The sequence below is a fragment of the Paenibacillus sp. A3 genome, from assembly GCF_001399685.1.
Classification (GTDB): Bacteria; Bacillota; Bacilli; order Paenibacillales; family NBRC-103111; genus Paenibacillus_G.
In genome coordinates, this window is the sequence record NZ_JTHN01000244.1 from 1 (window position 1) to 25,970 (window position 25,970).

At 55.7% G+C, this 25,970-nt stretch carries 26 protein-coding genes and 2 pseudogenes; 5 read left to right on the top strand and 23 right to left on the bottom strand.

Annotated elements, in window-relative coordinates; all coding sequences use genetic code 11:
* The 12 genes from QJ48_RS39405 to QJ48_RS30850 form a co-directional block, all read right to left on the bottom strand.
* The coding region (locus QJ48_RS39405; RefSeq protein ID WP_337589643.1) for a helix-turn-helix domain-containing protein at positions 1-220 on the bottom strand (220 nt) is incomplete at its 3' end.
* A 157-nt stretch (positions 221-377) separates the two neighbouring features.
* On the bottom strand, positions 378-1,661 hold the full coding sequence (hutI, locus tag QJ48_RS30800; protein WP_054977162.1) for an imidazolonepropionase: 1,284 nt from the start codon (positions 1,659-1,661) through the stop codon (positions 378-380).
* Between the two features lie 156 nt (positions 1,662-1,817).
* Positions 1,818-3,476 carry a urocanate hydratase gene (gene hutU / locus QJ48_RS30805; protein ID WP_193394519.1) on the bottom strand — a complete coding sequence of 553 codons (1,659 nt, stop codon included), beginning with the start codon at positions 3,474-3,476 and terminating at the stop codon, positions 1,818-1,820.
* A gap of 26 nt (positions 3,477-3,502) precedes the next feature.
* Entirely contained in the window at positions 3,503-4,471 is a 969-nt protein-coding gene (locus QJ48_RS30810; RefSeq protein WP_054977164.1) for an agmatinase family protein, read from the bottom strand.
* A 113-nt stretch (positions 4,472-4,584) separates the two neighbouring features.
* Positions 4,585-5,289: an ABC transporter ATP-binding protein gene (locus QJ48_RS30815; RefSeq protein WP_054977165.1), complete on the bottom strand. Its 705-nt coding sequence runs from the start codon at positions 5,287-5,289 to the stop codon at positions 4,585-4,587.
* Positions 5,282-6,061, bottom strand: coding sequence for an ABC transporter ATP-binding protein (locus QJ48_RS30820; protein WP_082420746.1), 780 nt, complete (start codon positions 6,059-6,061; stop codon positions 5,282-5,284). Before QJ48_RS30820 ends, QJ48_RS30815 begins: the two co-directional genes overlap by 8 nt.
* A complete protein-coding gene (locus tag QJ48_RS30825; RefSeq protein ID WP_054977167.1) occupies positions 6,054-6,977 on the bottom strand; it encodes a branched-chain amino acid ABC transporter permease in 924 nt (307 codons plus the stop codon). The genes QJ48_RS30820 and QJ48_RS30825 overlap by 8 nt, the downstream gene beginning before the upstream one ends.
* A gap of 8 nt (positions 6,978-6,985) precedes the next feature.
* Entirely contained in the window at positions 6,986-7,867 is an 882-nt protein-coding gene (locus tag QJ48_RS30830; protein ID WP_054977168.1) for a branched-chain amino acid ABC transporter permease, read from the bottom strand.
* 91 nt (positions 7,868-7,958) lie between these two features.
* Positions 7,959-9,137: an ABC transporter substrate-binding protein gene (locus QJ48_RS30835; RefSeq protein WP_054977169.1), complete on the bottom strand. Its 1,179-nt coding sequence runs from the start codon at positions 9,135-9,137 to the stop codon at positions 7,959-7,961.
* Between the two features lie 107 nt (positions 9,138-9,244).
* Positions 9,245-10,438 (bottom strand): helix-turn-helix domain-containing protein, encoded by a 1,194-nt coding sequence (locus tag QJ48_RS30840; protein WP_054977170.1) that lies wholly within the window; start codon positions 10,436-10,438, stop codon positions 9,245-9,247.
* A 105-nt stretch (positions 10,439-10,543) separates the two neighbouring features.
* Entirely contained in the window at positions 10,544-11,326 is a 783-nt protein-coding gene (locus QJ48_RS30845) for a hypothetical protein (RefSeq protein WP_054977171.1), read from the bottom strand.
* Between the two features lie 119 nt (positions 11,327-11,445).
* The gene (locus QJ48_RS30850; RefSeq protein WP_054977172.1) at positions 11,446-12,717 is read right to left on the bottom strand and encodes an MFS transporter; all 1,272 of its coding nucleotides are present in this window, start codon (positions 12,715-12,717) and stop codon (positions 11,446-11,448) included.
* A 154-nt stretch (positions 12,718-12,871) separates the two neighbouring features.
* On the opposite strand from QJ48_RS30850, the gene QJ48_RS30855 reads away from it, so the two are divergent.
* A complete protein-coding gene (locus QJ48_RS30855; RefSeq protein WP_162238592.1) occupies positions 12,872-13,936 on the top strand; it encodes a phosphotransferase enzyme family protein in 1,065 nt (354 codons plus the stop codon).
* 64 nt (positions 13,937-14,000) lie between these two features.
* Positions 14,001-14,078 (top strand): annotated as a pseudogene (locus QJ48_RS37155) (IS3 family transposase); the annotation flags it as partial.
* 103 nt (positions 14,079-14,181) lie between these two features.
* Here QJ48_RS37155 and QJ48_RS30860 read toward each other — a convergent pair.
* Both QJ48_RS30860 and QJ48_RS30865 read right to left on the bottom strand, forming a co-directional pair.
* On the bottom strand, positions 14,182-15,417 hold the full coding sequence (locus QJ48_RS30860) for an MFS transporter (protein ID WP_054977174.1): 1,236 nt from the start codon (positions 15,415-15,417) through the stop codon (positions 14,182-14,184).
* A gap of 56 nt (positions 15,418-15,473) precedes the next feature.
* A complete protein-coding gene (locus QJ48_RS30865) occupies positions 15,474-15,743 on the bottom strand; it encodes a hypothetical protein (protein ID WP_337589644.1) in 270 nt (89 codons plus the stop codon).
* 23 nt (positions 15,744-15,766) lie between these two features.
* On the opposite strand from QJ48_RS30865, the gene QJ48_RS37160 reads away from it, so the two are divergent.
* Both QJ48_RS37160 and QJ48_RS38215 read left to right on the top strand, forming a co-directional pair.
* The gene (locus QJ48_RS37160; protein ID WP_157261812.1) at positions 15,767-16,024 is read left to right on the top strand and encodes a hypothetical protein; all 258 of its coding nucleotides are present in this window, start codon (positions 15,767-15,769) and stop codon (positions 16,022-16,024) included.
* Positions 16,021-16,161, top strand: coding sequence for a hypothetical protein (locus QJ48_RS38215; RefSeq protein WP_193394520.1), 141 nt, complete (start codon positions 16,021-16,023; stop codon positions 16,159-16,161). The genes QJ48_RS37160 and QJ48_RS38215 overlap by 4 nt, the downstream gene beginning before the upstream one ends.
* A 113-nt stretch (positions 16,162-16,274) precedes the next feature.
* Here the strand turns inward: QJ48_RS38215 and dhaQ are convergent, their stop codons facing one another.
* Entirely contained in the window at positions 16,275-17,273 is a 999-nt protein-coding gene (dhaQ, locus tag QJ48_RS30870) for a DhaKLM operon coactivator DhaQ (RefSeq protein ID WP_054977176.1), read from the bottom strand.
* 13 nt (positions 17,274-17,286) lie between these two features.
* Positions 17,287-17,859 carry a dihydroxyacetone kinase transcriptional activator DhaS gene (dhaS, locus tag QJ48_RS30875; protein ID WP_054977177.1) on the bottom strand — a complete coding sequence of 191 codons (573 nt, stop codon included), beginning with the start codon at positions 17,857-17,859 and terminating at the stop codon, positions 17,287-17,289.
* 175 nt (positions 17,860-18,034) lie between these two features.
* Here dhaS and dhaK point away from each other — a divergent pair, with 175 nt between their 5' ends.
* Positions 18,035-19,792: a dihydroxyacetone kinase subunit DhaK gene (gene dhaK / locus QJ48_RS35435; protein WP_063858206.1), complete on the top strand. Its 1,758-nt coding sequence runs from the start codon at positions 18,035-18,037 to the stop codon at positions 19,790-19,792.
* Positions 19,793-19,908: 116 nt separating this feature from the next.
* Here dhaK and QJ48_RS30885 read toward each other — a convergent pair whose 3' ends face one another.
* From QJ48_RS30885 to QJ48_RS37765, 7 genes and pseudogenes are all read right to left on the bottom strand, one after another.
* Positions 19,909-20,766 (bottom strand): aminoglycoside 6-adenylyltransferase, encoded by an 858-nt coding sequence (locus QJ48_RS30885; RefSeq protein WP_054977178.1) that lies wholly within the window; start codon positions 20,764-20,766, stop codon positions 19,909-19,911.
* Between the two features lie 223 nt (positions 20,767-20,989).
* Positions 20,990-21,697 (bottom strand): hypothetical protein, encoded by a 708-nt coding sequence (locus QJ48_RS30890; protein WP_054977179.1) that lies wholly within the window; start codon positions 21,695-21,697, stop codon positions 20,990-20,992.
* 216 nt (positions 21,698-21,913) lie between these two features.
* Complete coding sequence (locus QJ48_RS30895; protein ID WP_054977180.1) at positions 21,914-22,912, bottom strand: hypothetical protein; 999 nt, start codon at positions 22,910-22,912, stop codon at positions 21,914-21,916.
* Entirely contained in the window at positions 22,909-23,874 is a 966-nt protein-coding gene (locus QJ48_RS30900; RefSeq protein WP_054977181.1) for a 3-oxoacyl-[acyl-carrier-protein] synthase III C-terminal domain-containing protein, read from the bottom strand. The genes QJ48_RS30895 and QJ48_RS30900 overlap by 4 nt, the downstream gene beginning before the upstream one ends.
* 38 nt (positions 23,875-23,912) lie before the next feature.
* Positions 23,913-25,085, bottom strand: coding sequence for a radical SAM protein (locus QJ48_RS30905; protein WP_054977182.1), 1,173 nt, complete (start codon positions 25,083-25,085; stop codon positions 23,913-23,915).
* Positions 25,086-25,129: 44 nt separating this feature from the next.
* The gene (locus QJ48_RS30910; RefSeq protein WP_054977183.1) at positions 25,130-25,417 is read right to left on the bottom strand and encodes an acyl carrier protein; all 288 of its coding nucleotides are present in this window, start codon (positions 25,415-25,417) and stop codon (positions 25,130-25,132) included.
* 17 nt (positions 25,418-25,434) lie between these two features.
* Positions 25,435-25,970: pseudogene (locus QJ48_RS37765) on the bottom strand (gfo/Idh/MocA family oxidoreductase); the annotation flags it as partial.

The following is a 25,970-nucleotide window of genomic DNA, read 5'->3' on the forward strand; positions in this document are numbered from 1 at the left end:
CTGTTTCTTGGAAGGTATCGTTCCACCTCGCAAGGAAGTGGTTAAAGACAAAGCGAGCGCATCCAAACATCTGATGGATCAGCATCGTTTGCTCCTCCGTAGGGTAGATGCGAAAGCGAAAAGCTTTATGATGCAACATGCGAGCATTTACCTCTTTTGGTGATTTTATAACAATTATAGCACGTATGTTCTTATTTATACACAAGAGATGCTGATTCATCTCCCCCTTATCGAAGAGGGAGTCTTCTCAGCCTTAACGATAAAATTAATCCACCTGCCACTTCCAAAGAGAAAAAGGGACTCTTCCATACGCCTCAAGCCAAGCGTGCGGAATGTCCCCATTGTATTGTTATTGTGAAATGTTTTTTCCGGTTGAGCTAATACGCCAACCGTCCATCCCGGACGACGACTTTCCCGCCTTTGACGACCGTATCGACGTGGTTGATGCCGAAGTGATATGGCACATACGCCAAATTGGCTGCGTCGAAAATGACCAGATCGGCCTGCTTGCCCGGTTCCAGGCTGCCGACCCGGTCGCCGCGCCCGATGGCGTGCGCCGCGTTGACGGTCACGGCCGTCAGCACTTCTTCCGGCGTCAGCCCGAGGTTCAGGCAGCCGAGCGTCATTACGAGCTGGATCGATTCCGTCGGCGAGCTGCCGGGGTTGTAGTCGGTCGACAGCGCGACGGCAAGGCCGAGCTCGATCATGCGGCGCGCGCGGGCATGCTGCTTCAGCCGCAGGTTGAACGAGGTCGCCGGCAGGCAGACGGCGATCACGCCCGCATCGCGCATCGCCTCGAATCCGGCGTCGGTCGCGGCCAGCAGATGCTCGGCCGAGATGCAGCCGAGCTTGCCCGCAAGCTCCGCGCCGCCGAGCGGCTCGATCTCGTCGGCGTGGATTTTTACGCCGAAGCCGAGCGCCTTGGCCGCCGCGAGAATCTCCTCGGATTCGGCGGGTGAGAACACGCCGTGCTCGCAGAACACGTCGCAGAATTCGGCCAGTCCGAGACGCTTCACCTCCGGCAGCATTTCGCGGATCACGAGCTTCACGTAATCGGCCGAGCGGCCCTTGTATTCCTCGGGCACCATGTGCGCGCCCATGAACGTCGAGACGAGCTCGACCGGATGCGCTTCGTTCAGCCGCTTCGTCACCCGAAGCTGCTTCAGCTCGTCCTCAAGCGTAAGGCCGTAGCCGCTCTTGGCCTCGCACGTCGTCACGCCCTGCAGCAGCAGCGTATCGAGGCTGCGCTTCGCCTTGGCGTACAGCCCGTCCTCCGACGCCCCCCGCGTGGCGCGGACCGTGCTCAGAATGCCGCCGCCCTGCGCCAAAATTTCCAAATACGTCGCGCCCTGCAGCTTCATCGCCAGCTCGTGCTCGCGCGAGCCGCCATGCACCAGATGCGTGTGCGGGTCGACCAGCCCCGGTGTCACCAAGCGGCCGCCGGCGTCAAGCTCCTGCGCGACCGGCAGGCCCGCGATCTGCGCGCGCACATCGGCTTCGAGGCCGGCAGCCACAACGACGCCATCGCGTACAGCTACGGCGCCCCCTTTTACAACAGGCACGTCCGCCATCCGGCTGCCTGTGCGCGGCCCCGCTTCCCCTGCCATCGTAATCAGCTCGCCGATATTGTGCACGAGCAAATCGATCCGTTGTTGTTCCATCTTCCATCACCTCAACAAAGTCGTCCGCCCCGCATCGTTCGGGCCGGACGGAATATAGCGGCGCGTCCGCCGGTTTCCCGGCGGATGCGGCGAACCGCAGCTAGTACGCTTTATTCAATCGGTAATCGGCTGTCTCGGAGCGCCAGCCGCGTCTTCTTAAATGCCCAGCATCGGGACGCGAACGCCGCGTTCTTTGGCCGTCTGAACCGCCAGCTCGTAGCCTGCGTCCGCATGACGGATAACTCCCATGCCCGGGTCCGTGTTCAGCACGCGGGACAGCCGCTCTTCCGCTTCCTTGGAGCCGTCCGCAACAACGACCATACCCGCGTGGAGCGAATAGCCCATTCCGACGCCGCCGCCGTGATGCACCGAGACCCAGCTCGCGCCGGACGCCGTGTTCACGAGCGCGTTCAGGATCGCCCAGTCGCCGACCACGTCGCTGCCGTCCTTCATCGCTTCCGTCTCGCGGTTCGGCGAGGCGACGGAGCCGCAGTCGAGGTGGTCACGGCCGATGACGATCGGCGCGGACAGCTCGCCGCTGCGCACCATCTCGTTGATCGCGAGCCCCATCTTCACGCGCTCGCCGTAGCCGAGCCAGCAGATCCGCGACGGTAAGCCTTGGAAGGCCACTTTCTCCCGCGCCATTTCGATCCAGCGGCGCAGGTGCTCATTTTCCGGGAACAGCTTCAGCACGAGCTCGTCGGTCTTGTAGATGTCCTCCGGATCGCCGGACAGCGCGGCCCAGCGGAACGGCCCTTTGCCTTCGCAGAACAGCGGGCGGATGTAAGCCGGTACGAAGCCCGGGAAGTTGAACGCGTCCTTTACGCCTTCATCCAAAGCGACCTGACGGATGTTGTTGCCGTAGTCGAACACGACGGAGCCCAGCTTTTGCAGGTCGAGCATCGCCTGCACATGCGCCGCCATCGACTGCTTCGACAAGCGGACGTATTCCGCCGGGTTGCTCGTGCGCAGCGCCGCCGCCGCTTCCAGCGAGTAGCCCGCAGGCACGTAGCCGTTCAGCGGATCGTGTGCCGACGTCTGGTCGGTGACGAAATCCGGCACGATGCCGCGGCGCACGAATTCCGGGAAAATTTCCGCCGCGTTGCCGACCAGCCCGATCGAGAGCGGACGGCCCTGCTCCTGTGCCTCGCGCGCCAGCTTGAGCGCTTCGTCCAGATCGTGCACCATCACGTCGCAATAGCGCGTATCGATCCGGCGCTGAATGCGGGTCGCGTCGACGTCGACCCCGATGACGACGCCTTCGTTCATCGTGACGGCCAGCGGCTGCGCGCCGCCCATGCCTCCGAGACCCGCGGTCAGCGTCAGCGTCCCGCGCAGCGTGCCGTCCGCATGCTGGCGCGCCGCTTCGGCGAACGTTTCGTACGTGCCCTGCAGAATGCCCTGCGTGCCGATATAGATCCAACTGCCCGCCGTCATCTGCCCGTACATCATCAACCCTTTTTTATCCAGCTCATGGAACGTATCCCAGTTCGCAAACGCCGGCACGATCACGGAGTTGGAAATGAGCACGCGCGGCGCTTGACTGTGGGTTTTGAAAATGCCGACCGGCTTGCCGGACTGCACGAGCAGCGTTTCGTCCGCTTCGAGCTCCGTCAGGCACTCGACGATTTTGTCGTACGCTTCCCAATTGCGCGCCGCCTTGCCGATCCCGCCGTAAACGACGAGGTCTTCCGGCCGCTCGGCCACCTCCGGGTCCAGGTTGTTCATCAGCATGCGCAGCACCGCTTCCTGCTGCCATCCTTTAGCCGTCAGCTTCGTGCCTCGCGGCGCGCGAATCGTACGTTTATTTTCCATCGTAATCTCTCCCCTTGGATTCTTGATTAGCCGCGCTTCATCGTGCCGGCCAGAAAGTTAAGAATGACGTGCAGCGCCGTGCGCACGGTCGCCCGGCGCGGGTCCTGCATCGGATCGACACAGACGATATCGAAGCCCTTCACCTTCGGATGACGGCCGAGCATAAACACCGCTTCCATCAGCTGCCAGCTCGTCATCCCGGCGGGCACCATCGCCGGGACGCCCGGCGCATAGGCCTGATCGAGCACATCCATATCCACCGTGACGTAGATCGCGTCCGTGCCGCTGCCGGCTACTTCAAGCGCCTGCGCGACGAACTTTTCCACGCCCTCCAGCGCGACCTGACGCGCTGTAAACTGCGTAATTCCCTGCTCCCGCGCATAGTCGCGGTACGGCTTCGAGTTCGCAAAGCTGTGCAGACCGATCTGCGCAATGTGTTTGCCTTCCACAGCGCCGGATTCGATCAGGCCGCGGATCGGCGTGCCGTTGGACGGTCCGCCGTCCTGCAGATTGCGCACGTCCATGTGCGAATCGATCTGGACGATGCCGACCGGCCCGCCGATTTTGTTCCGGAACGCCTTGACGGACGGGCACGTGATCGAATGATCGCCCCCGGCGATGATCGGGAACAAGTCCGGCAGCGCCTCGTACACGTTCGTCAGCCCCTGCTCGATGTTCGCATGGCAGCGCAGCAGGTCGGTGACGTGCATTTGAATGTCGCCGAGGTCGCGGGCGTTCAGCTCCTGCAGATCGACGTCATGGTCGATGCTGTACGTCGTCACATTCGCGAACAGCTCGCGCAGCGCATTCGGCGTCATAGACGCGGCGGACACGCTGATCGACGTCTTGGACAGCGGCACCCCGATGAAGCCGAAGTCGACTGGGGCTTCCCCGTCCCACGGCGTGAGCCACTGGGCCACCTTCGTCTCGAACCGGTCGCGCCAGTTCGACCGCCGCGCCAGCTCCGGCGGGTTTAACAGATCAATCGTTTTCACGCGTAAGCCTCCTTTTGCCTTAACGCGGATTCCAGCGAGCGTCTCCTGCCGCCGAACCCACCGCTTAACCTCCTGTATGATTAACAGCGTAGTAAGATTAGCCGTCTTAACCGTTAATGGCCCAAATAAGCCTGCTTGACGACATCCTGCGAGCGCAGATTGTCGGCAGTGTCATGATGGCTGATCTCGCCGTGCTCCAGCACGTAGCCGCGGTCCGCCACCGACAGCGCCATCGCCGCGTTCTGCTCGATCAGCAGAATCGTCAGCCCCTGGCGCTTGATCGTCTTGATCGTCTCGAAGATCCCTTTGACGACGATCGGGGCCAGTCCCATCGACGGCTCGTCGAGAATGAGCAGCTTCGGCTTCGCCATCAGCGCCCGCCCGATCGCGAGCATCTGCTGCTCGCCGCCGCTCATCGTGCCGCCGAGCTGGGTCCGCCGCTCCGCCAGCCGCGGAAACATCGCATAGATGGCGTCCATCTCCTGCTTCAGCTCGCCCTTGCCCGCTTTCCGTGAATAAGTGCCCATGTGGAGATTTTGCTCCACGGTCAGCTTCGGAAAAATGCGGCGGCCTTCGGCCACCATCACGATGCCTGCCTCCACAAGTTTATGCGTCGGCTGGCCGATGATGTCTTTGCCTTGATACAGAATGGAGCCCTTCGAAGGGATGACTCCGCAAATGGCGTTCACGGTCGTCGTTTTCCCCGCGCCGTTCGAGCCGATCAGCGTCACCACCTCGCCCTGCCTGACCTCCAAAGACAAGTTTCTCACGGCGTGAATGCTGCCGTACGATACGTTCAGATTGCGGATCTCAAGCAACGGGAATCCCCTCCTCGCTCGCCGTCTTGCCAATGTACGCCTCGATGACCGCCGGACTATTCATGATCTTGTGCGGGTCGCCATCGGCGATCTTCTCGCCGTGGTCGAGCACCGCCACCCGGTCGCACAGCTTGCACACCATGCCGACGTTGTGCTCGATCAGAATCAGCGTCGTCCCGCTGCCCCGAATCGTGCGGATCAGCGCTTCCATCTCATGAACCTCTTGCCCGTTCATCCCGGCCGTCGGCTCGTCCAGCAGCAGCAGCTTGGGGCCGGAAACGAGCGCCCGGGCTATTTCCACCCGCCGCTGGTTGCCGTACGACAGGCTGCCCGCCTGCTCCTGCTCGAAGCCCCGCAGCCCGACAAGCTCCAGCACCCGCAGGCTCGCTTCCGTCACCTCGTGCTCTTCCCGCTTGGCGGAGCCAAGACCGAGAATCGCCGACCAGAGACCGGACCGCGTGCGGCCGAACATGCCGACCTTCACATTTTCCAGCACCGTCTCTTCCTTCAGCAGCCGGATATTCTGGAACGTCCGCGTCATCCCTTGCTGCGCGATGCGGAACGGCTTCAGGCCCTGGATCGGCCTGCCTTCGAACATAATCGATCCTTCGTTCGGCTGGTACAGCCCGGTCAAAATATTGAAGAACGTCGTCTTCCCCGCGCCGTTCGGGCCGATCAGGCCCAGAATTTCGCCCTGCTTCACCTCCAGGCTGACTCCGCTGACGGCCGTCAGGCCGCCGAACCGTTTCGTGATGCCTTCCACCTTAAGCACGGCCGCCACCTCCCTTGCCGCGCGGCTTCATCTTGATGCCCGTCTGCCCGAAAATCCCCTTCGGACGATAGCGCATGACCAGAACCATCAGCAAGCCGTAAAACATCATTTTGTACATATCGAGATATTTCATATCGAACATTTGAAGATCAAACAGCCGGAACAGCTCCGGGAGCAGATACAGCAGCGTAACGCCGAACAATGTGCCGCGGATGCTGCCGAGGCCGCCGATTACGACCATGCTGAGCACTGTCGCCGAGACGGTAAATCCGAACGAATCGGCGCTGAGGAACGATACTTTATGGGCAAACAGCGCGCCGGCCGCACCGGCGTAAGCCCCGCCGATCGCAAACACCAGCACCTTGTAGTACGTCGTGTTGATGCCCATCGAGGCGGCCACCGTCTCGTCCTCCCGGATGACCATCCAGGCGCGGCCGATCCGCGACCGCGTCATTTTGCGCAGCGCATAGATGCCGACAAGAAGCACGATCACGACGAACAGCAGGTAACCGACATTTTTCATCTCGATGCCGAAGAACGATAGCCCCGGAATCGAGTCGAGGCCGTAAGCGCCGCCGGTCAGCTCGGAATTTTTGAAGTAAGACTGAATGATGAGTCCGAGCCCGAGCGTCGTAATGGCGAGAAAATCTTCCCGCACCCGCAAGCTCGGCAGGCCGAGCACCGCGCTGATGACGAAGGTCAGGACAATCGCGAGCGCGATGGCCAGCCACGGGTTAAAGCCAGCTTTTACCGATAAAATCCCCGAGGCGTAAGCCCCGATGCCGAAAAACGCCCCGTGTCCCAGCGACACTTGGCCCGCGTATCCGGTAGTCAGGTTCAAGCCGAGGCCGAGCAAAATATAGATGATCAGAAAGACGACGATATCGACGTAGTAAGGGTTAAACAGCGCATCCATACGATCACCTACACTTTATCGACGTTCTTCCCGAACAGCCCGGAAGGCTTGAAGAGAAGAATGACGATCAGAATGATAAACGCGATGGCGTCCTTGTCGATCACCATGCCGGTCATGAACCCGTCGCTCAGCGATTCGACAACGCCGAGAATCAGGCCGCCGACAATCGTGCCGGGAATCGAGCCGAGGCCGCCGAGCACCACGACACAGAACGCCTTGAGCCCCGGAATCGCGCCCATCGCCGGGAACAGCGAGTTGAAGTTCCATGCGACGAGTACACCCGCAGCGGCTGCCAGCGCCGATCCGATAACGAACGTGACCGAGATGACGCGGTTCACGTTGACGCCCATCAGCGAAGCGGCCCGCGTGTCCTGCGCCGTCGCCTGAATGGCGAGGCCCATCTTCGTAAACTTCAGGAAGGCGTACAGCAGGCCGAGTCCGACGATGCCGGCCGCGATGATGTACAGCTTCGTATTCGTGAGCGAAATCGATTCGGTGAGGTTCACGACCGATACTTCGATGCCGGTCTCGGGAAACGCCTGCGTATCTGACGTGAAGACGATTTGAAACAAGTTTTCGAGAAAAATGCCGACACCGATCCCGCTGATCAGCGTGGTGATGGGGTGAGCGCCGCGCAGCGGACGGTAGGCGAACCGTTCGACCGCCATCCCGGCGATGGCCGAGATGACCATGGCGAACACGATGGCCGCCAAGAACGGCAGGTGCAGGTACGTGATGCCGATCATTGCCGCGAACGCGCCGATCATGTAGATGACGCCATGCGCGAAGTGCAGCAGCTTCAGGACGCCGTATACCATTGTCAGGCCGACGGCGACCAAGATGTAGATGAACCCGAGCGATATGCCGTTAAGCAGCTGTTGCAGCAGCATAAGCCGTTCTTCACTCCTTTCCGTGGAGGTCGCGGGGATAAGAAAGGAGACCCCAGGGCCTCCTCCCTTTGCCGTTGACCGACGAATGTTCTTAGTTGTACATTTGCGATTTCACGAATTGGAATTTGCCGTCCTTCACGGTCATAAAGATGACCGGCTTCATGACCTCATGGTCGGTGCGGAAGCGAATTTGGCCCGAGGTGCCTTCCAGCTCGCTCGTTTCGTTGATGGCCTGCTTCAGCTTTTCCTTGTCGGTGCCCGCTTTCTTCATCGCTTCGAGGATGACCATCGCGGCGTCATAGCTTTGCGAAGACAGCATGTCCGGCTCGCCCTTGTACTTGTCGTGCCATGCTTTGACGAACTTCTGGACCACAGGGCGGTTGTCGGTCGTATAGAACGACGTGGTAAAGGTGGAGCCTTCCGTATTCGATTTTCCAAGCTCCAAATATTTCGGCGAATCGAAGCCGTCCACGCCGAGGAGCTGCGCGTTGATGCCGCTTTCCTTCGCCTGCTTCACGATCGCAGCCGCTTCGTTGTAATAGGCTACGACGTACAAGGCTTCCGGATTCGTTGCTTTGACCGCCGTCAGCACGGAACTGAAATCTTTGTCGCCCATCTTGTGCGGACGGTCGATGGTAATCTTCGCGCCAAGCTTCTCGGTATTTTCTTTAAACGACGTGTAGATCGATTTGCCGTAGTCGTTGTCGACGTACAGCACGGCGATGTTTTTCTTCTTCAGCTCGTTTACCGCATATTCGGCCATCGCCCGGCCCTGCACCGGACCCGTATAGATGACCCGGTTCACGTAATCGCCGCCCTTGGTCGCGTCCGGATGCACCGCATACGCGACGACCATCGGCACCTTCAGCTCCTGCACCTTCGCTGCCGCCGTCTTGGTCGGACCGCTGTAAGCGCCGCCGACGATCGCCGTCACTTTATCGTTGTTTACCAGCTTCTGCACCGCTTTAATCGCTTCCTCCGGTTTGCCCTGGTCGTCCTCCGCCACAAGCTCGACCTTCTTGCCGTTGATGCCGCCGGCCGCATTGTACTGCTCGACCGCCAGCAGCGCCGCGTCGCGGCTGTGCGTGCCGTCCGTCGCCGTAGGTCCGGTCAGCGGACCGAACCAGCCGATCTTGATCGTGTCGCCCGACGCTTCTTTGGAAGCGCCTCCATTCGCTGGAGAAGAAGTCGTCCCCCCGCCGCTTGCACAGCCGCTGAGCAGGAAAGTAGTCATCATGACGCCCGCCGCAAACATCGAAAACCGTTTCATTTTTAAGTGCCCCCTTAAGCTGTATGTGAATGAAGTGTGAACTTTCCCGGTGCACTTTTATCGTACTTGTAAACGCTTTCGAAAGCACTAGTGAATTTTGCGAAAGTTTAGCACAATTTTGCTGCGCGATATTCGTTCGGGCTGCAGTGAAGATAACGTTTGAACAGCCGGCAGAAGTAATTGGAATCCTGAAACCCGGCGAGCGCCGCGATCTCCTGCACCGGTTTATCGGTGTTTTCGAGGTAATAGACCGCTTTTTCCATCCGGAGCTTGTTTAAGTAGTCGACGAAGGTGCTTCCTGTTTCTTTGCGGAACAAGTGGCTGAAATGGTAGGTGCTAAGGTAACAATATTGTGCTATCTCTTCGAGGGGAATCTTGCGTTGATGATGCTGCTTCATGTAGGCGATGGCCGTCCGGATCACCGGCGAAACCTCTGCCGTCTGCGCCTCGCCGATCCGTGCGGTCAGCTTGCTCCAGTGCTCGCTGACTTTGGCCACGAACTTGTCGTAGCGGATCGTCATGTACAGATCTTGAATAAAGCGGGCGTTCTCCGACAAAATGCTCTGCGCATGGCCGCCGACATCGAGCGACAGGCGCGTCAGCTGCATGACGAGGTCGATGACCTCGGATTTGAACATATCCACATTGCCGCGGTACGTCTGCCCCATGCGCTCCAGCAGCAGGTGCAAGTACGAAACCGCCCCATGCACGTCGCCCAGGCGGACGCGGGCCATCAGCTCCGTCCGTTCCGCTTGCGAGACCGGCTTGTGCGGCAGCTCGCCGGCCTGCTTTTGCTTCTCGTATTGAAAAATAAGCCGGTTGCCCTGGAAGAAGCGGTCGATCATCGACTCCTTCGCTTCCTCGTACGAGTAGTGGAGCATGTACGGGTTATCGTAAAAGGTGCCGATGCCGACGGAAACGGAAAAGCCCTGCGCGTCGGTCAGCTTCTGCACCCGCTTCGCCATCGCGAAAGCGGTCTTGGCGGGATCGGGATCGCGCCGGTCCTTCGTCCCCAGCTCGACGAGCAAGGCCAGCACGCCTTCGGCCACCCACACCCAGACGAACGGCGCTTGGATGCCTGCATGCAGTGCGTCGATCAGCTTGTGGCCGATATCGACGCGCCACTGGATGGGCTGGCCGAGCGCAAGATCGGGATACCGGTCCACCGAGAATACCATCGCCAGATTGGGCCGGAGATACATATCGAACTCCGCCTGCATCTCCGCAAACGTCGCTTCGTGGACCAGCGTACCGGAGATCAGCAGGTGGGTAAACGTCGCTTGAGTCGGATTTTGCCTCATGGGAGCCTCCTGACGGTTATTTCGGTTAAAAAACTCATATCCACTATAGCATGATTGCCGCAGCAGGACAGGGGGTGGCGACAAGGGAATTTTTTGCTGCGGGCGTTATTCCGCGATTTGTCTTACAATTTCGGCCAACTCGTTGACGAACGAGTCTTTGTCGTTATCCGCCGAGGATGCAACGGACACGCAACGGTCGACTTGAACACCGCTTAACTGCAGAACGGACAACACCCATGGCTTGCTGTCCCCATGCAAAAAGACGATAGATGACGGCCGATGGTCGGCGATTTGCTGCGCGAGCCGATCGACGCTTTGTTGTCTGACCCGCTCCCTGTCCGCTTCCGGCACTTCGTTGATCGACCGGGGACACAGATGAATCAGGAAGCATTCTCTGCTTCTGAAAAAATGCAGAAAGTCCCATTGGTCTTCAGGAACGTCGTCTCCCAAAGCGACCGCAAACGATTCCTTCACCCGTTCCAACAGTGCGGAATCGCCATTAAAGAAAAACGTGCCGTCGCCGGGAGGCGCATCTCCGATCATCAGCGTGTTCACGCATTCCGGTTGAAACATCCGTTCGTTGACGTAGATCGTGATTACCGTTTCATTCGGGCAATCAGCCATCTTCTGGCGCCACATCGAATCCTCCATCATTAAGTAACGCTCAAGATTGTCGAGCAGCGTGTCCCAGCCTTCTGCGGTATCGCTGATTTCCACGAACTCCCCATTCTCATAATCAAAAACCAAGCCTCGATCTTCGTACAATTCGCTTTCGAATCTGGAATAATGAATACGGAAAATTTCCGCCCATTCCATCAAGGTTTCATAGCTGTCATGCGCTATGGACAAGCCTGTATCGTTTACCGTGATTTTGTCAGTGTGACTCATCTTTTTCGCTTCTTCCCTTCGCTCCTCTAATCGATTTGCCAACCAAAAAAAGGCCCTGCGCTCGCGCATTATGCGGAGACCGGGCGCTTCCTGGCTAAGTCTTTTTTCAACTTGGTAACCTAAGCAGCCGTCTCTTCCGCTTCCACGGGCTTGAACCGGCTTTTGCCGAAAAAGACGTAAAACAACACCGAAACGACCGTATACACCACCGCCGTAATGCTGAACGCGTAAACGTATCCGTAGTAGCTGCCGTATTGAGCGACAAGTCCGGTGCTGACCGGCGAGGCCAGAAACCAGCCCAGATTGAACACCGCTTCTCCGGAGCTGGAGGCAAGTCCGCGGAGCGAGCGGTCGACGTATTTCATCTTGATCGTGTTGTAGAACGGATTGGCCGCATTCATTAAAGCCTGCCGGAACAAATACCCTCCGCTCGCGACCATCAGATTGGTCGAAAACGCCGTAATAAGCAGAAACGGGATCGAGCACAGCTGAAGCGCGATAACCGCTTTCGCTTCCCCGAGCCGCCGGGCGATGACCGGACCGATCAAGTACGCGAGCGCGGTCGCGCCCTGCCCCAAGGAGACGATGACGCCGATCACCGATTTCGAAGCGCCGAAGCGGTCTTCGAAATAGACGTTCAAGTAAGGCACCACCATGCCTCCGGCCGTCGAGGTCATCAGCCCGAGCAGGACGAAGAGGCCGATCACTTGAAGCGACGCTTTATGATGCTGTACCGTATACCGCCACGAAAATTTTCCGCCGGACGGCCGTTCCTCCCGGCTCCCCTTCAGCATCAGGACGGGAATCAACCCGAGCGCCGCTATGCCGACGCCCGTTAGCAGGGTCAGACGCAGGCTCAGGACGCCGTCAAGATCGAAGGTAAACTGAAGCGTATCGGTGAGAAACCCGCCGAAGACGTTGCCGATAACGCTTGCAAACATAACGAGAGCCAAGTTTAAACTGAACAGATGCACCCGCTGCGACGGGGTGGAATGGTTCGCCATGAACGGAATGACGGTCGCTGACACGACCGCCAGCGTCATTCCGCCCAGAAAGGCGGAGACGAGCAGTCCCTGCTCGCCATCGACCAGCGAGCGGGCCGTAAGAGCGGCTACGACCAAAAATCCCCCCGTCGTCACAAGCCGCTTCGGACCGAACCTGTCGTTCATGATTCCGGCCGGCACCAGCACGATCGCTGCGGCCGCAGCCGTCATTCCGACGATGTGCCCGACCATCGTCTGATCGTAGCCGAGTGCTTTGATATAGAGATTGTAGACGAGGCCGAACATCCCGAGCCCCAAATTCCATACGAAATTAAAGCAAAGGAACAACCGGAGATTCCGGCTGTACCCGAGAAACTGCATCTTCCATTCATATAATAAAACCGACATCGGCCATCCGTCCTCCGGAGTCATGCAGCGTTTATACCCTATTTTAAGAGTAACCGATTCCATCGATGATTTGAATCTCTTTTTTTCCAACGGTCAAAAGAGCATCGTTCAAAATAATAGACGATCCCCTTTCCAAGGCTTGGATAAAGATGTTATGCTTGACAAATACGGAGCGGACGGTCCATACAACAGCTCCGGATCGGAAGGAGAGACGACATTGACAAGCTGGCATCAGAGCTTTACTCAAGAATTGTTAAACCAAGCAGCCCGCGCCTACGGTGTAGCCCCGGAGACGGTGAGCCATGTGGGGGGCTTTGAAAATCTCATATACGGCTTCCGGCGCGACGGCCGGGAGCTGATTCTGCGCGTGACCCACAGCTCGCACCGCTCGCGGGAGCTGATCGAGTCGGAGCTGCACTTCGAGAGCTATCTCGCGGAGGGCGGCGTACGGGCAGCCAAGCCGGTGCCGTCTTGCTCCGGCGGACGGACGGAAACGGTTGAAGCGGAAGACGGCTACTTCACGCTGGCCTGCTTCGAACAAGCGCCGGGCGGTCTCGTCCAGGCCGGACATCCGGCTTGGGGTCCCCGCCTCTTCGAAGGCTGGGGCGAAATTACGGGCCGCATGCATAAGCTCGCCCGGTCGTACACCGCCCCTGCAGACATGACCCGCAGGCCGGACAAAGATATTTTGACCTTGGACCCTGCTTATTTGTCCCATCCCGACATTGCCTTGGCCTATCGCCGATACGTCGAGGTGGAGACGCGCATCAACGCGCTTGAGCCGGAACAGGACGGCTACGGTTTATGCCATCGGGATTTGCATCACAAAAACTTTTTTGTGCACGGGGAAACGATCACGGCGTTCGATTTCGACGATTGCGGGTACGACTATTTCGTGCAGGATATCGCCATGGCCGTTTATTACGCCTCGGTGCTTGGAGACTGGGCCCGGCCCGAAGCCGACCCGAAGCGCGTGTCCGAATTCGCCAACCGGTTTCTGGACAGCTTTATGAACGGATACCGCCGGGAACACGAGCTGAGCAGCGACTGGCTGAAGCAGCTGCCGCTGTTCGTCGAAAGACGGCGCTGCGATCTGTGCATGATCTTCCTGCAAAATGCGATCGCCGAGCCTCCGAGTGCAGCGGTCCGCGAGTGGCTTGACCGGAATCTGGAACAAATTTCTCGCGGGAATACCTTGCTTGACCTTCCGGCCAAATAATTCAATAAACAACGATTTGTAACACTACTCGCTTTCCTCAAGCGCCAATTCGGAAGCACAAAGGCGAATCGAAGAATTTATTCATTTTTATAACGACAAAAGAGCACAACGAAAATTAAACAAGCTGACGCCGGTTGAGTAACGGCGCCAGCTTGCAGCCTAGGGGCTTTTTTTTCAATGTCCGCTAAAAGTGGTCTTGACCATACGCCGACGGGGGGCTTTTCAATATGTATTTTCCTTGCAATTCAATGCTGGACAGCTTCACTTTGAAGAGTTTTATTTTTTTGTTCTGCGAAGTTGGATCTGGCGAATATCCCAATCACTACCGAGCCCAAAGTAACCACGGCGGCTATGGCATATATAGTCTGAATGCCGAAAGCGTCCGCCACCCATCCAAGAGAAAGCAATGAAACACTGAAAACTACATTGTTCGTTACCTCAAGACAAGCCATGACCTTTGGCAGCTTATCTTTTTCAGCATTTTCTTGTAACAAAGTTCTCCTAATTACTGCCGTTACTTGTAGGGGGGGACCCATTATAAACATCAGCGCTATTGCCACAAAAGGGTTTCCATTAAATGCGAAGGCTCCTGCTATGGCCGCATAAATCGCCAGACCCCATAGCATTAAGGGGAATTTCTTATTATTAAAGTAATTCGACACTGAAACCACAAGCAGCCCACCTATAATAGACCCTGCAAAGAAAGATCCATTTGCTAATCCCCACCAACTTTCATCTTTTTGAAGGATTTGAACACAGAATGCTAAAACGAAGGCACCAATCCAAGCTGTACCTCCTATGGTGTCAATAGCATCAACTATAAAGACAGTTCTGATTCGTTTATCTTGAAATGATGCTTTCCACCCTTCCACAGCTTGTGTCCATTTTGACTTTTTATTATGTGATTTGTCTTGCTCGCTATTATCTTTGATCAGAGAAGCAAGTATTGTAGCAATAAACAATGATACTAAAACGATTATCATGGAATTAAATGTTCCAAGCATAATCACCAAAACACCGCTGAAAGCCCAACTAGAACATTTAATGATCTGATCGGTTGTGGATACCAACCCATTTACTCTTATCAATGCCTCTTTGGTGGCTAGTCGAGGAATTATGGAATTTCTACAAGGCTTAACCCAGCCATCGAAAAATGAAATACAAAAAATCAGCAAAAACAGAACGGCTAAGGGGATTGATTCAGTTAAAAAATAATAAATCATTAAGCATGAGAATATTGAGAATTGCGCTAATTGAGCGAATACCAATATCTTTACCAATCTGAACTTTGAAACCACTAACGGAAAAACCAAACCGCTTACGATCTGTGAAAGATATCGCATCAAAGGTACAATTACGGTGGACAACAAGGAATGTGTGTTTCCAAAGACAAAAGAAATTACTGTCATTAAGTAAATGATGTCTGCAACGTTTGAAATAGTTTGACTTCCCCATAAAAGATAAAATGACCTCTTAATCATAAATTAGTCCATTTCCCTCTATCACAAATTTCCCTGCGTTTGTATTTATATGTAAATTATAACATAAATAACACACCAGAAGGAAACCCTTTAAATTCATCAGCAAGGTTAAGAATTGAGCCTTCAAATAAGTAGTCTTCCCTTCCTTCTTTGACCCGCGACGAATCAATAAAAATAATGGTTTGGTCATACTTCGCAATGGCATACAGGTTAGGAGGAAGTTCATTTTGTTCCGAGTATTCCACAATTTCCTCCAAGCCAAAAATATACCAAGGAGTATCAACATACTCGGACTGGTCTTGAAACAATATAGCGCCATCGTGCATTTTCAAGAAATCGATGTAACTCGTTGGCAAGTAACATCACCCATATTCACGGAACCCAACTATTTCATTTTTGGTTTGAAAAATCAAAAATTAGCTTTAAGAAAAATCGCAGGCAAACCGGGATTGACGAACTTTTGCATGCTTTGCAATTTGCCCGAAAAATCAAGTATTACTCTGGCTTTGAAAAAAGTGTCTCATTATTCTGGAAGTATATTGACCATGCTTCCTCGACACAAAGAATGGAATACCAAAACATCTTTGAAGGAGCGGTTGATTTATGAAAAAGGTAATTTTTTCACTGGTAATGGGGCTTGTTTTGTTGAGCGGAATCAATTTAGTACCACAGCAGCCACCTGTGACACCACAAAATCCACCTGCACAACTAACTGCACTTGACGACCACGGAGTTGGTGGCTAACTACCGTACAAAGGAGCCTCGGATGTGTCTGGGGCTCCTTTTGTTTTCTCAAAAAAGATGATATTTTTTCGCAAATTGAATGCAACGCAGCACAGGGGCTTATTCTTAAGATTTTACCATTTCGCTACTTCAACGTCCGCTTTCAGCCACGCTTCCCACTTCGGATCTTCGATCTTAAGAAAACTGAGTGAAATGCCTTCCATATCGAGCGAAGTCAAATGCGTGCCGATTTTGACGAACCGGACATCCAGGTTTTCCAGCTCACACAAGCGGCGAATGTCATTGGCAAACGTATACTGTTCGACCAGCGGGGTCGCGCCTAAACCGTTGACCAATATCGCGAAAGGGTCTTGCCTTCTCCAACGGTATACGCTTTTCAGCTTATTGAACAGCTCGACCGCGAGCTTTTCCGAAGAAGAAAACACCTCTTTGCGGTACCCTTTCTCCCCGTGGATGCCGACGCCGTAATACGCTTCGTTTTGTTGCAGCGTAAACGACGGTTCGCCCTTCGTCGGATCGTTCGCCGGCGACAGCGCCACGCCCAATGTGTGCAGCCTGCCGATCACTTGCTCGCCAAGTTCCTTCAGTTGCTCCAGCGTGTAGCCTTCTCGCGCGGCCGCCCCCAATATTTTATGGACCAAAACGGTACCTGCGACGCCCCTTCTTCTTTTGTTGTACGTCACGTCATCTTCGATCGACACATCGTCGTTAACGATCACATGGTCGACCATTCGCCCTTCTTCTTTCGCCAAAGCTTCCGCCGTCAAAAAATTGGCGACGTCCGCGGTAAAGTTTTTAATGATGAGCAGCACGCTTCTGCTCCTGTCCACGAGGCGGATCGCCTCCAACACTTGCTCCGGCGTCGGCGGCACGAAAATTTCACCCGCAACCGCAACGGAAAGCATGCCGTCGCCCACATAACCGAAATCCGCCGGCTCATGGCCGCTTCCTCCCCCGCTGATGAGCACGACTTGCTGGCCCATGTCCGCAAGGTCTTTACGGAATATCAAATTATATTTCTCGTTATAGGACACCCGGTCTTTATGCTCAAAATAGAATCCATGCAGCATATTGCAGACGATATTTTGAACATCGTTGATGATTTTCGTCATTTGTTTCTCCACCTTACTTTGGTTTGTTTCCGGACTGCTCGAGCAGCAGCAGTTGATTACGGATCATCTCTTTGATGAGCGAAGACAACACCGAAGGTTGAATGGAACAATGGTGTTCAATCCAATCTTTGATCGTCCCGACAAACCCGTGACTGTAAAACGACGCCACCATATTTTTGTTCGCCTCGGAGATATGGATCGGCTTGTCGGTCAACAGTTCATCGATGATTTTGATATATAAATTTTTCGTATGTTCAAATAAATACTGGTTAAACGAATTTTGATCGGTTACTTTAAACGCTCTGCGGTAAAACCGCTGATTCTCGTAAAAATAGTCCATCAACAAGTCGAAAATGTTCTCCCACTTCTCATAGTCCAAAAAGTCATTGATGTTTTCCTTCGTTTCTTCTTTGTAAATCCAGCCCAAGAGCTCATACTTGTCCACGAAATGGTAGTAAAACGTTTGCCTGCGCATCTGGCAAGACTGCATGATATCGCTTACGGAAATTTCGTGGAACGATTTGGTTTCCATCAGTTTTTTTAAGGAATTCGCTATGATCTTTTTGGTAATGAGCGAATTGGTCATGATCATCTTCCCAGCCCTAGGTTTACTGTTAATCTTAACAAAATCATAATGATTATTGAAGCAAGCGTTGTTTGACAGTTTGCCGTTTTTGTCCGTTTACGATAAAACGTTTTCATTCTATCATAGGGATTAATCAAACGATTTGGAATTTATGGATCGCGGGAGGTATGGCAAAGTGAAAAAGATCATCAACAAACCGGAGACGCTCGTCGCGGAAATGTGCAACGGGCTCGTCATGGCCCATCCGGAGCTGGAGTTTATCAAGAAATATAAGGTAATCAAGAAAAAAGAAATTAACGAAAACAAAGTCACCTTGATCAGCGGCGGCGGCAGCGGGCACGAACCGGCTCACGCCGGGTTTGTCGGCAAAGGGATGTTGGATGCGGCTGTATGCGGCGATGTGTTTGCATCTCCATCCCAAATTCAGGTGTACCAAGCCATTAAAGCGACAGCGAGCCAAAAAGGGACGCTGCTGATTATCAAAAACTACAGCGGTGACGTCATGAACTTCAAAAACGGCGCTCAACTGGCCGCAGAAGACGGCATCCAAGTGGAATATGTGCGCGTCGACGACGACATTGCCGTTGAAGACAGCTTGTACACGGTCGGACGCCGCGGCGTTGCCGGAACGGTGCTCGTCCATAAAATTGCCGGAGCTGCTGCGGAAGAAGGCCGCGATTTGATGCAGGTGAAAGCGGTCGCGGAGAAAGCGGCGCATAACGTGCGCAGCATCGGCGTGGCGCTCACTTCGTGCACCGTTCCTGCACACGGGTCGCCGACGTTCAAACTCGGCGAAGATGAAATGGAATACGGCGTGGGCATTCACGGCGAACCGGGCCAGCGGCGGGAAAAAATCGTCAGTGCGGACGAACTGGCGAAGCGGATGACGACCGAACTGTTGAAAGATTTGGGCATCCAAGACGGGGACAACACGGAAATTGCCGCGCTCGTCAACGGCTTCGGCGCGACCCCATTGCAGGAGCTGTACTTGTTTAACAACGCGGCGGTTCGCGAGCTCGCGGGCCGGAACATCCGGATTTGCCGCACGTTTGTCGGCAACTATATGACGAGCATCGATATGGCGGGCATTTCGCTGACGATCTTGAAGCTCGATGACGAACTGAAGACGCTCTTATCGAAAGAATGTCATGCGCCTGCTTTCCGGGTGGACGGTCCGGTGCCGCAAGTCGAGTATGCGGACATCGCGGAAGCCGACGACGATCGACCGGTTTCCTTCAAAACGGAAACGCCGGAACATTACGCGGCGGTTCAAGGCGGCGTGCTGACGCTTCAAAACATGATCTACATCGTCGATAAAATGAGCGAAATCATTATCGAAAATGAAGTTCCGTTCTGCGAACTCGACTCGCACGCGGGGGACGGCGATTTCGGAATGAGCGTCTCCAAAGGATTCAAGCAGTTAAAGCGGGAATGGAGCGCGATTTTGGCCCAAGAGCCTTTAACGATCGGCTCTTTCCTGGACGCGTGCTCGATGGTCATTATGGAATATTGCGGCGGCGCTTCCGGACCGATTTGGGGCTCGGCGTTCCGCGCTGCCGGAAAAGCGGGAGGAGATAAAGCGGTACTGACTGCTGCGGAGTATGCGGAAATGCTGCAAGCCGCGGTCAAAGGCATTCAGGCAACCGGGGAGCGTTCCTTCGGCAGAGGCGCCGTCGTTGGCGACAAAACGCTGATTGACGCGCTGGTGCCTTTCACGGATACGTTCACGGCAAGCGCCGCGGCAGGCGACGACTTTAAACTCGCTTTTGAAAAGGCGGCGCAAGCTGCGGTGGAAGGCGCCGAAAAAACGAAACAAATCGTCGCCCGAATGGGGCGCGCCGGCAATGTCGGCGAACGCAGCCTGGGCTATCCGGATGCAGGCGCCTACGCGCTTGGCGTCATCTTTACGGAAATCGCCCGCAGCTTGAAATAATCCAGGGAACAGCGGCCGGATGAGGACATTATTTATCATGTTGTATAAAATCAGCAAAAACCGCCGTAAACAGCGGTTTTTGCTGATATCCCTAGTTCTATGTCCGAAATTCTGCATTACCCGTCCAAAGACTGCGCATCCCGGGGCAAGCGCCTGACTTTTCCCACATACTCCGTTACATTGCGCTCTTCGTCCGCCGGATAGTCGTAGCCGAGCTTTGCGGCAAGCGGCACGCCGATCCTCCGGACAAACTCCCCTGCCTGGTTCAGCTTCTCCCACTGTTCTTCCGGGTCCGCCCCGCAATACAAGGACAAAAACTGCTCGTAGACATCGGGCTCCAGATACCGCTTGAACCATTTGCCGGCGGTGCCGACGTTGACCTTCCAATCATAGTTCGCGCCCACATGCCATTCCAGCAGAAAGCGAAGCGATTCCATAAAGTATTGATCGTATAAATTTTTTGCCCGCGGGATTTCATCGCGCCACAGCTCCTTGGCAATGCACACCTGAAGCCACCACAGCTCGACGATATGCACATCCCACATATAGCGGGAAGGCTTTTGGACCAGATAGCTGCTGTCGTTCGGCTCCGGCAGCTTCAAATCGAGGTTGTCTTTGTCGAGCAGCACTTTGCTGAGCGAGTCCTGATACACCTCTTGAATGCTGCTGATAGCCTTGAAGCTGAGGTCGATCCGCACGCTGTCTTTGAACTGCATCATGTAGATGGACGAGCCGTCCTCGAAATATTCGTACTGCACGACAACGCGCTCGCCGAACGCCTCAATCCAGCTTCGGTCCGTATTGTAGGGATGGTCCCCCAGGTTCGTCATATAAAAATCAATATCGTAATCCTGCATAAAATCGACCGGGGCGTTAGGATTGACCCGCGAACCGTTCATGACGACGCATCGGATCCGATCGTCCCGTTCGGCAAGCTGCAGGAGCTGCGCCAGTACCTCTTGTTCGTTTCTCATCGTTTAACCAACCTCCGCATTCTAATAGATGATAACACCGTTCAGAATGTCGGCAGGAGGCGGTCCGCGTGCAAGATGAGAAACGAAGCGCGTGTGAACATACGGTTAGAGCTTATCGAGCAGCTTCTTCATATTATGCTTCTCCTTCCAAGTAAATTTCTGTAAGTCTATTATAAGTCGTTCCGGTGCCGGTATGCCAATGTTCTCCGACCGGAACGGCCTCTCACGACCCGGTTGTCTGTGCCCGCCAATATTGACGCGTCTCTTCGTCACGGACAACGACGCCGTGCTTGGCTACCTCGCGGCGCAGTTCTTTGGCTTCGCCCTTTTCCTTCTTCCGGAGCGCAATTTCGCGGGCCTTCAACAGCGCGTTGACCGCGGGCGGCAGCTCAGGGGTATCGAGGACCCAGCGCCGGAACTGATCCTTGTACGGGTCGCCGCCCGGCGACCAAGAATACCCGTGCTCCGTCAAAGCGTCGGCGATACGCCCGCTCGCCCAATCATAGGTCTCGCGAGCATGCTCCTCCCCGTTATTTCCAAGAATTACAAGCTGCTTGCCGTCAAGGAAGACGGTGCTGATCGTTTCTCGCGTGAACTCTTGGACGGCTCCGTCCTTCTTCAGCCGGATCGTATCGCCCGAGACGACCACATGCAGCGTATCTTTGATCACTTCCTCGGCGAACCAGAGGCCGGCGGCCAGACCCAGCAATGAAGCGATGACGGTTCCCCACAGCCCGGAGATGGATGTGATCAGCTTGAGCGGCCCTTCATATGGTACCCAAGGCAAGGTCAAAGCCCACTTGGCGATCTGCGGGATGAAATACCCGAATGCAAGGCCGAGGACGGAACAGCCCGCAAAGATCAGAACACGAATAGCACTGGAAAAGCCGACTGCAGTCGATTCCCGGGACGACGGCTGAGAGATGTTCATACAATAAGACCTCCTGATTGTTCTGGAGATGACAGGTTGATTTAAACCGCTGCACCTCTTACTTACCTATCGGTAAGTAAATAATATCACAAAAAATAACATTTGAAAATAATGGATACGCAGTCTCTATTCCCAAAATGACATTTCATCGCAAAAAGACCGCGGTTCGCAATCCGAAGGCGGTCTTTTCGCAATATTACGTATTCAACTCGGAGGCTAGCCGCCGACGCGCAGCGTCAACAGCCCGATGCCGTAATCGGCGCTGGCAAACAGAAGCAGGACCGCTTGTCCCTCCCGTAGCTGGCAGTGCGATACCGCTTCCTGCAAAGTGAGGAACGGATCGCTGCCCAAAAAATTAATCGTTTTCCGCGTTTGCCTTACGTAGACAGGAATCCCGCAGCGTTCCCCGGCCTCGCCGACAGCCGTCACGAAGGAACCGGACACGTTCTGAATCACCAGCCGATCGGGTGCGTTCCCCGCCGCTTCCAACTCCCGAAGCGCTTGCTCCGCTTGCCGCGCAAGCGCCAGCGTCGTCCGCTCGTAATCGGCCGTCGTCCACGCGCGCATCGAGCCTACGGGAAAGAGAGGCAGTATGCGGTAATCCACTACCTCGTAATCGCCGGCTTCGGCGTTCAACGTACAGAGCACCGCTGCATCGCCTTTGATCGAGCCTGTCCAAGACACCCGACTGAACGGATAGTCCGTTCGATCCGCAATGCAGAGCAAGCCGTCCGCTCCTTCTCCTTGCTCCAGCATGCGCCTGCTCCAGTGAAGCGCTCTAAGGCAAGCGAGGCTCCCCAGCTGTCCAAGCGTGAGCGGCAGCACATGGCGCTGTCCGAACGCGCTGGCGAGCATCATGCCCGGCACGGTGGTGAGCGGACGCTGCACGGTCTCGTGGCAGTAGCAGATCAGATCGAACTTCCGGTCTGCCCCGAAGCGGCGGCTCCCTTCCTCGCGCACGTATTCGACGGGATGCTTGTCGAACACCGGAATCCGGATCGCGGGAAGCGAAGAAGCCGACGGCCCGTGCTCCATGGGCGGCCATGGCGAAGACATGCCGGCGTGCGCGAACAGCCATTTGGGCGGACCGTCCTCCCACGGCTGTCCGGCTTCCTCGCAGCAGGCCACCCAGGAGCGTTCCGCTGCGGGCACGATACACCGGAGCCCGCTGATATACTGCTTCTTGGTACCGCCCGCAGGACTGTGTGCGCTCATAGCCTACCCTCTTTCCCGTTCGCCGGCACATACTGGTGCAGGGCACACCCGAATGTGCCGGCCATGCTTACGGTCACCGTCAAATAATAATCCCCCGGCCGCAGCGCTCCGCTGGATACCGCATGCTGAAGGTTGGAAGGGATGTCCGAATTGGTAATATGCCCGGTTTCGCGCATGGTGGCGTAGTAAAACAACTCCGGCGGAACCCGCAGCGCGCCGGCCACGGTCTCCCAAGCCTGCCGGTTAATATTGCCGCACACGACGAGACGAATGTCGGTAAACGTGAACCCGGCTTCGCCGAGCGTCTCCAGCATGATTTTGCGGATGCCCAAATAGTACATCGCATGGAACTGCCGTATCCGCGACGGATCGTCGTCGTAAACCGTGCCTGCCGCTTTGTACTTCACGACAAGCGTCCGGTGATCGCCATGCTCTTGCCGGAACAGACAGGCGCTGGCACTATCTCCGCAGATCATGAAGTCGTCGATATAGTAGAACGGATGGATGCCCAGATCGGCGGTCACCAACAGCACCGCTTTGTGCGGATCGCAGGCGAATGGAAGACGGGCCATGCAGAGCACCCAATGGAACGTCGAGCAGGAATGCTCCTCGACCGGATACAAGGGAACATGCTCCCACCGCCAGCGCCGCAGCATCGTCTTGAACAGGTTGCACTCGTGCCAGGCGACCTTCGACGTATGCGCGAACCAGATCTCCCCAAGTTCGATACCTTCCTGCACGCAGCGTCCCGCTATCGGCTCCAGCGCCCGCTCCGCCATCTCTTCAAGCGACAGCCGCTTCTCTACCGAGACCGTCTCGAACCCCATCTTCCGGTAATGCGCTTCATCTTCCTTGAAGGGATAACCGCACTGCTCCGCGTCCCTGATGACGTCGGCAATCGGCACGGTCAGTCCGGGCCGGTAGACGGAGAGACCGTCCATATGGAACCGTCCTTGCATCATCCGCAGCCCTCTCTTATGTCGCCGCTTGCTTGCGGCATTTATCGGCCATAGTTATACAGCAGCACGCATCGCGAGCAGATTGGCGTTAAGCCTAGGCCGAGCGTCTCCCGGTGCCGGCGGAAATTTTCGCCATGATACACGTCCTTCAGGTCATTCCCGTTCAAGTCGCCAAGCGTAAACTCGGGGAAAAACTTGCATGGGTTGACCTTCCCGTCCGGCATCACATCTACCCGGTTGGCAATGGCCAGGCATTGCTCCCGCTTCATCGCCGGCTTCTCGGAGCCAAGAATGAAGTCTCTGATCTCCTCCCGCTCCAGCGCCGGCTGAAACCGGATTCGGCTGTTCCACACCCGTTCGTTGATCCGGTCGATCTCGGCGATGAGCGGCTCGATATTCGATTCCGAGACGCGGAAAGTGAAGGAATGCCAGCTATACCGCTGCTGCTGCTGCGCCGCTTCCAGCCAAGGGAAGTACTGCGCATAGTAGTCGTCCATCTTCATGGCAATCTCGCTTGGAATGTACCAAGGAAACACGAAGTAGACCGTGTCGACGCCGAGCTCCTCGAAGTATGCCATGAAATCGTACAGCTTCGTTACCATGGAATCGCTAATGGTCAAACTGATCGAGATCCGGCCTTGATACTCGCCGGTTCGCTGCAGATCCAGCAGCAGCTTCACCATATGAACGACCTTCTTGAACGTGCCTTTCCCGCGAATGGCGTCGTTCTCCGCCTCGAAGCCGTCGAGACTGATCAGCAGCGTCATGTCCTTCGAAATTTTCAACACGGAATCCAGCTTCTGCTCAACCAGCAAGGCATTGGTGCAAATGGTTGTGTTGCGGGGATCGCGCGCCAGCAGGTCAGCGAAGTCGTCGAAGCGGCTGTAATACAGCGGTTCGCCGCCCCAAACGAACAATCGGGATTTCCGCTCGCGGGTTTGCTCCAGCAGACGCTCAAGCAGAGAAAACTCGATTTCCTGATTTTTCATTTCCTTCGCCATGTCGTGATGATACCCGTCGTTCGCCCATTCGAAGCAGTGCTTGCAGCGCAGATTGCAGCCGTTGTTCAGCTTGATGCCGATATCCTCGGGAATATCCAGCGCGAACGTCGGATCGTGCCTTAGCGCTTTGCTTGTCACGGACATGTTGCGGATCGTCCGCTTCATATTTTGAAACGTGCTCTGGTCAAAGGTGACGTTTGTTTGCGGTTGCATGGACACTCCTCCTATCCTTCGGTGTTGTTTTTTCATGTTCGATACTAGATCGGCTGCTCTGCCGCCTGGCCGCCTGTGCTGTTTGCGACCGCCGCACGCTCCTTCTCCAGGTAAGCTGCAAAAGCTTGAATAGAGCTCAAGTGCTCGATATCAAAATTGTCGAAGTCGATTTCCACCCCGAAGGCATCTTCGATGGCCAGCACGAAATTGATCATTTGCAGCGAATCGAGTCCGACCTCGTTAATGATATCCGTCTCCGGCTTTAACGTGGACAGCAGCTCCGGAGACTCCTTGATTTCGCTCAAAATTTTGATCACGGTTTGCAGAATCATAAGAAACTCCTCCTCATCTAAGTTAGTGGCGAGCCTGAGGCCAGCGGATATCCGGGCAGCTTCGCCCTCGCCAGCGCCAGCAGCCGCTCGTGCATCGCCATGCGCTCGTACGATTGAGCGATCGGCACATTGTCTTTTGTCCCGTCCAGCACGTCGCTGAAAAACGCCAATTGATTCACGAAGTAATTTTGCGGCTCGAAGGCCAGCTTCTCCACGGCCCCGCTCTGCTTATCCTGAACGCGAATCGTTATGCGGTACGTTCCCATGCTGGCGCGGAAAAAATCGTCCACGGTCACAACGGCACGCTCGAATTCGAGGGTATGCCGGGAAACCGCCGGCAGCTCGAAGGAGGCGACGAGCTCGGCGCGCACCCCGTCCGCGTAATCCAGCACCGCCCGAAACGTCCAATCGCAGCCGCCCGGCCCCGCAAAATCTGACTCCGCCTCGCAGCCCGACGGCTCCAGCCCCAGTACCGCTTGAAGAAATTGCAGCCAATAGCAGCCGAAATCGTAAAAAGCGCCGCCGCCGCGTTCCGGGAAGCTGCGGTAGTTTT